At 57.5% G+C, this 8,317-nt stretch carries 10 protein-coding genes; 7 read left to right on the top strand and 3 right to left on the bottom strand.

What is annotated here, in order from left to right; genetic code table 11:
• Positions 1-132: 132 nt before the first annotated feature.
• Entirely contained in the window at positions 133-1,125 is a 993-nt protein-coding gene (locus FAP39_RS15930; RefSeq protein WP_138017376.1) for a helix-turn-helix transcriptional regulator, read from the bottom strand.
• Positions 1,126-1,288: 163 nt separating this feature from the next.
• On the opposite strand from FAP39_RS15930, the gene FAP39_RS15925 reads away from it, so the two are divergent.
• The gene (locus tag FAP39_RS15925) at positions 1,289-1,894 is read left to right on the top strand and encodes a hypothetical protein (protein WP_138017375.1); all 606 of its coding nucleotides are present in this window, start codon (positions 1,289-1,291) and stop codon (positions 1,892-1,894) included.
• Between the two features lie 14 nt (positions 1,895-1,908).
• Here the strand turns inward: FAP39_RS15925 and FAP39_RS15920 are convergent, their stop codons facing one another.
• Complete coding sequence (locus FAP39_RS15920; RefSeq protein ID WP_138017374.1) at positions 1,909-3,168, bottom strand: tyrosine-type recombinase/integrase; 1,260 nt, start codon at positions 3,166-3,168, stop codon at positions 1,909-1,911.
• A 578-nt stretch (positions 3,169-3,746) separates the two neighbouring features.
• Between FAP39_RS15920 and FAP39_RS15915 the strand changes: the two genes are divergently transcribed.
• The 6 genes from FAP39_RS15915 (at position 3,747) to FAP39_RS15890 (ending at position 7,015) form a co-directional block, all read left to right on the top strand.
• Positions 3,747-4,010, top strand: coding sequence for a helix-turn-helix domain-containing protein (locus tag FAP39_RS15915; RefSeq protein ID WP_138017373.1), 264 nt, complete (start codon positions 3,747-3,749; stop codon positions 4,008-4,010).
• Complete coding sequence (locus tag FAP39_RS15910; RefSeq protein ID WP_138017372.1) at positions 4,007-4,267, top strand: hypothetical protein; 261 nt, start codon at positions 4,007-4,009, stop codon at positions 4,265-4,267. The genes FAP39_RS15915 and FAP39_RS15910 overlap by 4 nt, the downstream gene beginning before the upstream one ends.
• Entirely contained in the window at positions 4,267-4,662 is a 396-nt protein-coding gene (locus FAP39_RS15905) for a VRR-NUC domain-containing protein (protein WP_138017371.1), read from the top strand. The genes FAP39_RS15910 and FAP39_RS15905 overlap by 1 nt, the downstream gene beginning before the upstream one ends.
• Positions 4,659-5,681, top strand: coding sequence for a helix-turn-helix domain-containing protein (locus FAP39_RS15900; RefSeq protein ID WP_138017370.1), 1,023 nt, complete (start codon positions 4,659-4,661; stop codon positions 5,679-5,681). The genes FAP39_RS15905 and FAP39_RS15900 overlap by 4 nt, the downstream gene beginning before the upstream one ends.
• Before the next feature lie 62 nt (positions 5,682-5,743).
• Positions 5,744-6,376, top strand: a complete 633-nt coding sequence (locus FAP39_RS15895; RefSeq protein WP_342777200.1) for a hypothetical protein — start codon at positions 5,744-5,746, stop codon at positions 6,374-6,376.
• 180 nt (positions 6,377-6,556) lie between these two features.
• Entirely contained in the window at positions 6,557-7,015 is a 459-nt protein-coding gene (locus FAP39_RS15890; protein WP_138017368.1) for a cupin domain-containing protein, read from the top strand.
• Positions 7,016-7,350: 335 nt separating this feature from the next.
• On the opposite strand, the gene FAP39_RS15885 is transcribed toward FAP39_RS15890, so the two are convergent.
• The gene (locus FAP39_RS15885) at positions 7,351-8,265 is read right to left on the bottom strand and encodes a LysR substrate-binding domain-containing protein (protein ID WP_091429055.1); all 915 of its coding nucleotides are present in this window, start codon (positions 8,263-8,265) and stop codon (positions 7,351-7,353) included.
• Between the last annotated feature and the right edge of the window lie 52 nt (positions 8,266-8,317).

Here is an 8,317-nt window from a genome sequence, read left to right as displayed (position 1 = left end):
CGATTGCGGGAACCTCAGCTAGTAAAGCAGACCTTGGTAGCAACCGCAGCGAAATGGCGCTTTGTCCGCAAAGCAGACCTTCGCGAATGGCGCAGCGAATGACCGCAATCCGCCCCCTCTTGGACAAAGCCCCTAAGGCAACACCCCTAGATCCCCTCTCTGGAACCCAGCCACCATCTCTCTGAGTTCGGCGGGTTCGACGACTTCCACCTGATCGCCCCATTGATAGAGATACCAGGCCATCTCAATCCAGCCGGACGCGGTGAACTCGACCCTCAGACTGCCATCTGGCTCTTGGGTCATCTGCTGCGTCGGGTGGAATTCAAACTGCTTTGCAGCGGCCGCAGCGCTGGGCGCAAATCGCCAAACAACACGGCCATATTCATTGTCCGCATGGTAGGACCCGAAAGCTTGCTCGGCAAAGGCGGTCAACTCGAACTCCGGGTCTCGCGCAAAAGACTGCCCCGTAATTTTGGCACTTGTTATGCGATCCATTCGATAGCGGCGATAACTACGCCTGTTGTCGATGTCTCTGGCAATAAGATAGGGCCGTGTTCCCAAGAGCACCCCATGGGGTTCTATGGTTCGGGTTTTCGGTGCCGGATCCCGCGCCCCTTGATAGATGATTTCGAGAGAGAACGGTGCCTTGAGCGCCTCAGCAATAGCGCCCAGAATAATAGGCGGTACTTTAACGCGCGGGCCCGGGCGACACGCCAAACCCTGCACCTCCAAAATCGCCTCCGCATCCGTTTCCACACTGCGCGCATGCGGGGATGGCATGCTGGCAAGCAAACGATCCCGCAAAGACACCAGCCCACGCACATCCATAAGCGCGCCGTCATGTCGGGCACGTTTAATGGCCATCTCAAGCGCGGAGAGCTCGCTTGATCGAACGCCCTGAAGGCTGGTCAGCGTTGCGTCCTTCAGCTTCCACCATCGCCGCCGATCTTGATCCGTTGTGCGAATGTAGGACGGAAAGGCCGTTTCAAAATCCCGCATCATGCGCTGGGCGGTACGTTGGTTCACACTGAAGGTTGCACATACATCGTTGAGGCAAACACCCCGATGCCTTGCCCCTGCGATCTCGGCAAGGCGGACCATGTCCTGTGCTTTTCTGAAGGCCATATCACTCACCACGTCACTTTCTTACGCCTTCGGCCCTTTAAGGTCTGATCGCAAGCGAGTCGATTGTGATTCTAGGGACACCCGACTGCTGCTTGCATTCCATTCCATTCAATTTGATGTCGGTCCGAGTGCGGATCGACGCGCATGCACTCAAGGAACAAGCATGAAGCTGCCAAGACGAGAATATTACACAGTCCATGAAGCCGCCGCGCGATGGGGATACACAATTGCGGATGTTGCAGCCTGGTCTGCTGCAGGGCATTTTGACGTTTTAACCGGAATTCCGCCCGCGATGTGCGGAGAGGATTTGGTCGCAGGTGAAGTCACCATTGCGCCCTTTGATATCCTGCCCGTGTTCCGGCGCTGCGGAACAGGCCCGCTAACCGCAAAAGTGCGCCGCGTCAGAACAAAGGATCGCGCCGAGTTTACGTTAATCACAGACCCGGCTGACGGGATCGAGGTTTCCATCGCCGATTTGTTAATCACTGGAAAGGACGCGCAACAGTTTGAGGAAAAGAACAACCTGTTTCACCGTATGCGGGCCGGCAACGGCTCAGCATCTGTATACGATTGGGAAGGCATGTTGCAGGCCTTGGCCCTGCGGATCCACCAAGACGGCATTCCCGCGACCCAGGCCGAGCTAGTCGCCGCAATGCAGGAATGGTTTGTGGAGCATTCAGATGGCAATGAGATCCCAGATGAACGCTCAATCCGGCGGCGTATTACACCGATTTGGCGTGCTCTGACAAAGGATCCCATCTCAAGTTGACTGCACAAGCCGCATCAAGCCGACCGCGATACTGAAGGCCCGTCCCTGACAACCTTTAACCGCGGTCGGACTGCACTCGCGACAGCATCTAGCCCTGCCCTGAGTGGCTCATCCAGCAAATGGGCATACCGTTGCGTTGTCTGCATTTGTGTGTGCCCCAGCAGCTTGCCAATCATCTCCAAAGACGCCCCGCCGCTCACCAGCAAAGACGCGAAGGTGTGTCGCAAGTCATGAATGCGGACATCTTGCAGGTCTGCAGCTGCTTGTATCCGCCGCCAAAACCGCCTGATTTCAATCACGGGCTGTCCCGGCACATCACCGGGGAACAGCCAGAGATTTCCCTGAGGGACAAGCAGCTGGCGTTGGCGCACAATTGCCGCAACATCCTCGGAAATCGGCACGCGGTGCATCTTGCGCTGTTTTGTTGTAGCCGCCGGCTTGGACCAGATCCCCAATTCCAGATTGAACTGCTCGAAACGCGCCTGACGCACTTCCCCAACTCGCGCGCCCGTCAACATACAGATGCGGATAATACCGGCAGCGCGCTGATCTTCATCCGCGTCCAGCGCCGCCGCCAAACGATCAATCTCTTCTTTGCTCAGAAACCGCTCGCGCGCATTCTCTACCCGGCGATAAAATCCGCTGGCAGGATTGTCGGTCCGCATGCCCCATTCAACAGCGAGATTGAACATCTTGCGCAACACCTCCCCGAGGCGATTGGCTCGAATAGGCGTGGGCTTTGCAGGCTGGAGTTTGCGCGCTCGGTTATTGGGCTTGTTCTTGTGCGGCCGCGCCCTGCCCTCTGCGACCTGCGCCAATAGTTTTTCAACATCGGACTTGGTAATCTCGGTCACGAGCCTTTGCCCCCATTGAGGCGCAACCAGCTTGTTCATCATCGACGCCTGATCGGACGCATTTGTTGGTGCGAGCTTAGCGCAATGCTCTTTCAGGTAGCGCTCGATCAGATCATGAATACGAGGGGCCTCTCGAAGCCGATCACGCTCCGCGAGAGGATCATGGCCCAGATCAATGTCACGGCGCAGTTTTTTGGCCCGTTCACGCGCTGCGGTGACCGACCATTCCGGCCACCGACCAAATGTGATCCGCCGCTGTCGCCCTGCAAACCGGTAGTCCAATGTGAAGGCGCGGCCCCCACCGCGATAGACACAGACGGCAAATCCTCGGATCTCATCATCAAAGACCTGATAATCCCGACCCTCGGCGGGAATAGCGTCCCGCACCAGCTTTTCGCTCAACCGTTCTCTCTTGGGCATGCATCCCCCCCTTTTCCCGTTCATGACGCTTAGATTCGCGCTCTATTCAAGCTAATCATGGCGCCCCACCTGGCAGGGTGGCAGTGACCGGCACTGAGGGAGGAAGGCTGTGCCACCCCTTCTTGGTCAGGTGACCGAAATGGCGGGGAAACCGGTTGAAGCTTGGATTTTTTTTGATGGCCGGCTGACGAATGTTTCAACGCAGCACCCACGGTAGATACTCGACAAAACAGCGTCGCAACGACCCTTTGCCGCCTAAAGTTGGCAAATAGCACCCATGCCACCCCATTAAGTCCCCTAATGCGGCCCATCGTGGCCGACACAGCCCGTATCCGCGCCCTTCCCCCCTCAAATTCCAACGCAACAGTTGGACGTGGCGCCGTCAAACAGGCGGGAGGAGCACCCCAAATTCAAAATCCAATAAAACTTGGGGTGGCACGCGGGTGGCACAGGGGTGGCACGGGGGTGGCAAGCACCTCAAAGTCCCTGCCACTCACTGCCACCCTGCCACCCATGCCAATGTGTTTTTGATGCCTCACGACATTCGCCCAAGTCGGGCGACAAAGTGGAGACACCAGATGACACAAATAGAAAACAGCGCAGCGACGCTGCACAGCGGCCCACCGGGCTCATTGCTGCAAGGATGGATCAGCCGCTCCGAACTCGCGCGTGAACTGGGCGTTTGCGAAGAAACCCTGCGGCGCTGGGCAGATGCGCGAAGCGGCCCCGCCTTTGTCAAAGCAGGTCGCAAAATACTCTATCGTCGCTCGGCGGTCCTGGAGTGGCTGGAAGCACTTGAAGTACGCGCGCCCCTCAAGCCTCGCGCAAGGGGACGCCGATGACATTTCCGTTCCGGACAGACACCGCCCGCGACCAAGCCCGTCAGGACTGGATTGACGATCGCCTGCGAGAGGCCCGCATCGTGGTGGCCGATGTCGCGCACCACTCCGATCATCTGATCCGTCTGGCGTGTAAAACGCTCATTCAACATGCTCCGGGCCGAGATGAGCGTGAAGACGCACGCATCCTTTTGATCATTGTGGATGGAAAATCACCAGAGCGCACGACCCGCTCCTGCCCAAAGCAGGAGCGCGGCTGATGAAGAAGAAATCCACTCCTGAAGCGGACCTGCAGCGTGCCGTTGTCTCGGCCTTGCGCTTTGCACTTCCCAAGGGCGCCATTGTTCACCACAGCCCCAACGAGGTCACCGACCCCGGACGGCGCGGCGCCATACGCCAGTCGATCCTGGTTGGTATGGGTGTCCATCCCGGCTTCGCTGATTTGCTTGTCCTGAGTGATGGTCGCGCGCTTTTTTTGGAGCTGAAGTCCCCAAAAGGCCGCCTGAGCCCGCGACAGGCAGAGTTCCGCGATTCCGTGCAGGCGCAGGGCTTTGGCTGGGCGCTTGTGCGATCGTTGGATGATGCTCTGAATGCGCTCGCCGCCCACGGGCTTACCACACGGATTGCGTCTCCCGTACGCGGAGCAATGCCATGAGCCACGCTGCAACCAACTGGGCCATTCAACAGCGCGGGCTAAAGCCCACCACGAAGATCATTCTCTGGCATCTCTGTGATCGCTATAATCCGGACTACGGCTGCTTTCCCTCACAGGACCTGCTTGCCCATGATTGCGAGGTCAGCAGATCGACCCTGAATGCCCATCTGAGCATCTTGGAAACCACAGGGCTGATCCGACGTGTTCAGCGGATCAATCCCGCCACCAAGCGCCAGATGCCCACCCGCTACATTCTGGCTTTTGAGCCGGGCTTTGCGCAAGATCGCCTGCCCCCATGTCCGGATACTGGACACGGGAAAAACGAGCCGCACGGGTCCCCAAAAACCGACCCGGAAAGCGCGCCAGAAAGCGCATTTGATGACGCGACTGAGGGGCAAAAAACACCTAACCCGTCTCCAAAATTTGCACACGGAGCCGTGTCCGATTTTGACCCCGACCCGTGTCCGAAAAACAGGTCATTCCGTGTCCAGAATCCGGACACTAACCCTGTAAGGGAACCAGTAAGTAAATCAGTAAAGGAGGAGGAGGACGCGCAAGCGCGAAAAATCCTTGATGAGAGATTTTGGAAGGCGCTGCTTCAGGCGCTGGGATTTGACCCGGACGGCGCTCTTCCCGGCTGGTGGCAGGGCAGTTCTGCCAGACGGCATGCTGATCGCTGGAGGGATGAACTTGGACTTTCCGAGAAAGAGGTTCTCGATGCCGCGTCCCAGTCTCGGGAGGATCACCCTGCCCCACCAGATGGCCCGAAGGCGCTTGACAGGATCATGCAGCGCGCCGCCCAGCGCAAGGCAGAAGATACCTCGCGAACACGGCGCAAGGGACGAGCTGCACCCAAAGCCAAGTGCCGCTCGCTTGCTGATCTCGCGGTGTTCTACGCCGAGATGGTGAACTCCGACAAATTCATGCCCGCCAGCACAATTTCCAACTCCATGCGCGATGCAATGCTAGCCCATGGGCTGGTGACGCAGGAGCGTCTTCGCGAACGAGGTGTCCTATGAAGCATGAGCGTAAACTGCATGCACAGACTGCCCATGCTGGATCAGGGCGCCCAAGACGCGCCATGTCGGTTCAGCAGGCCTTGGAATGGGCGTTTCGTGTTGAATGCGCGCAGCTTGAACTGCCCACGCCCACCGACGTCGATCAAGGGCAAAACATTGGGTTTGGGCTCGAATATGTGCTCATGCAACGCGCCGTACTGGGCTGCAAGGTGGATGGTGGTCAGTACAAGATCGGCAGCTACACGCATGAGGACGCGGAGGTCATTGCCGCGATCGTTGCAGGGTTGCCTGACAGTCTTGGCGGCAAGCGCATGGCCATCCGCGTTGCAGAACTCGCCCGCGCGGGGCTCGAGCCCGACTGGATGCCAGGTGCGACACCCCGCTGCGTACCGGTCGAGACCAAGCGCAACCAGCATGGCGAAAGGGCGACCACCATCGTTGTTGGGACGGAGAGGGTGGTGTCACGCGGGAAGTGGCGGACCGTCGACGTGCTGGCCTGCCCGGTGACATACACACCGCATCCCCAGCAGATCGAAGCTGCACGCCGGGCCTACGGTGACTGGGTCAAGGCGCTCGCCTGGGTCAAAGATGGACTGCAGGTCGATGGCTTGATGCGGGAAATTGAGGTGGCCGAGGGCCTGCCACGGGAGAGGCCGTGGGTGGGAGGCTTGCCGACAAGGGCCACTAGATCGTGATCATCAAATGCCTTGCAAGTTTGAAGCCAAACAGTACCGTGACGGGGTGCGCAGCACACTCGGACCAAAATGCTACAAGCAAGGGCCGCTGGCTATGCTCGCATGATTTGAGCGCTGAATGCCAATTCTCCAACGGCACCCTTTTTAAGGAGGCTTACCCCATGACCAAACGATATTCTTTTGTCCCCCCCCCGCCAAGGCACAAATTACGAATGGGACGCAGATCATAGCTACGTCAAAGTCGCAGCAGCAGACACAGGCGGGCAGTATACGCTTATGGAGGACAACCTGAAGACCACATTTGCGCTGGGTCTTCACTTGCATCGCTATCACGCGGAAACTTTTTACATTATGGAAGGCAATATTGACTTTTACATTGACGGCGATTGGCTGACCGCCACGCCGGGCACTTGCATTCATGTCCCTCCCGGGGTGCCGCATGCCTGTATCATGGCCAAAGGGTGCGAAGCTGGTCGGATGCTGATGATCTATCAGCCATCAGGGTTTGATCAATACTTGGCAGAATTGGGCAAAATGACGGCCGAAGATTTTGCCGATCAGGCGAAGATGGATGCTCTGAACGAAAAATACGATATTTTTAACATCGGGCCCGTACCAGAAAGAAATAGAGCTAGATGAGCGACCACCCAATGTTTGGACAGTTTTCGACATAAATTAAGCTACTCTCCGCTCCTGCAGATCGAGTTGGGATTTGTTTTTTCTCAACCGATTGTGCTCAGCTGGTGATTTGCCGCAAGTGCCGACATTGGTGGACAGCGCAGCTAACGGCAGGAACGAGCCCTTAGTGACTGTGCCGAGTTTGAAGCTATTCGCAGTCGCAGTAACGCATACTTTGCAGGGGGCAACCCTACCCGGACCCTGGTCTGGCCTGACCTGCCGTTGCCGCACTGCGGCATTCCTAATGCAGCCGTTCGGCCCGCACGTTCATTATGATAGAAAATTCGCCCAAGACACTATCCATGAACACCAAGAAGCGTGTCAAATCGCGCTTCAACTAATTTCAAAAACTGCTTCGCTATGCGCGACGGTTGGCGGGTGGCTGGCAGAAGCAGATCATATCGAAATGGCTGAACAGGCGACAGAGGGCGCACCAGAATCTTACCGAGGTTGGCAAAATGCATTGCCGTCACAGGCTCTACTATTGAAATGCCAGCCCCAGCGGCCACCAATTCACAGATCGACGCAGACAATTGCGCCTCGGCAACGATCCGAGGACGAGCACCGCCCGCGAGCAAAAATGCATCGGTTTCGGAGCGGGTTCCAATTTCTGCGCCGAGCGCGATGAACGGGCGCTGATCGAAATCTCCCGGCAAGAGCACTGTTTTCCGCTCAAGCTCGTGAGACAGGGGCAGCACGGCCAACATTGGTGCCGTGAACAACTCGCGGCGCAGGACAGCGGGATGGTCGTTATCCAAAGCAGCAAAGCCGAGATCGAATTGCTGCGAACTTAGGTGACGTAGCACCGCCTGAGAGCTTCTGGTGCGCAAAGACACAGTGATTCCGGGTTCGGCTGCGATGAATTCGGCGATTACATCGGGCAGTAGTTTCAGAGCCAGTGCTGGCATCCCCGCAATCAGCAAGCTTCCGGTCCGAAAGTCTCGGATGTCTTGGATAACGCGGGAAATCTCCATCATCCCGACGAAAGCCCGCTCAACTTCTTCATAAAGCGCGCGTGCTTCAGAGGTGGGCACGACCTGCCTGCCCTGTCGCTCAAACATATTAAAACCAGCGGCGCGTTCCAAATCCGCAATCAGCTTGCTGACCGATGGTTGCGTTGTTCCCAGCACAGCGGCGGCCGAGGTGACCTTGCCGGTCTCCATCACAGCGCGGAAGGCTTCGATCTGACGGTGCGTGAGCCGAGGGAGCATGAAATTCCATAACCTGAGAGAATGGTTTGCGCAAATATTACGATTATTCTTA

It is taken from the genome of Shimia litoralis (assembly GCF_005518135.1).
GTDB lineage: Bacteria > Pseudomonadota > Alphaproteobacteria > Rhodobacterales > Rhodobacteraceae > Shimia_E > Shimia_E litoralis.
Note: the sequence above shows the minus strand (reverse complement) of the source record. Positions and strands in the feature narration are given on the sequence as shown.